Here is a 531-nt window from a genome sequence, read left to right as displayed (position 1 = left end):
CAAGAACGATCATCCCAGGTGGCGGGTGCGCCCCCTTCCTGGACCAGATCGCCGCTACGCACCGTCACGGCCACACGTCACGGCCAGTAGTCCGGCAATCACGATCCCCGGTCAACTACGAAGAGCCCTATATCAGCTTCGTTCTTAAGATAGAAGAGGGATTCAAACTCGGCGGGCGGCATGTTTCCGCAGCCGCTGTGGATCCGCCGGTTGTTGTACCAGTCGACCCACTCGAAGGTCGCGAGTTCGAGATCGTCCGCGGTACGCCACGGCCCCTTGCGGTGGACAAGCTCCGTCTTGTACAGTCCGTTCACGGACTCAGCGAGCGCGTTATCGTACGAATCGCCGATGCTTCCGACCGACGGTGTCGCTCCGGCTTCGACGAGGCGGTCGGTGTAGCGGATAGACGTGTATTGGGCGGATTCAACTGGTCGTCGCAACACCTCGATCCGGAGGTGTGGGAATGGGACGGCCAGCGGACTGGACCGAGACGGTCACAGGGCGGGCGGGGATGCGGTCGCCGGGGCGACC

General features: G+C 63.1%; 1 pseudogene. It reads right to left on the bottom strand.

Features of this window, described 5'->3' with window-relative positions:
* Positions 1-98 precede the first annotated feature (98 nt).
* A pseudogene (locus AB1460_RS38270) lies at positions 99-419 on the bottom strand (integrase core domain-containing protein); the annotation flags it as partial.
* Positions 420-531: the final 112 nt, after the last annotated feature.

Origin of the sequence: Parafrankia sp. FMc2, assembly GCF_041008525.1 — a bacterium.
GTDB lineage: Bacteria > Actinomycetota > Actinomycetes > Frankiales > Frankiaceae > Parafrankia.
Note: the sequence above shows the minus strand (reverse complement) of the source record. Positions and strands in the feature narration are given on the sequence as shown.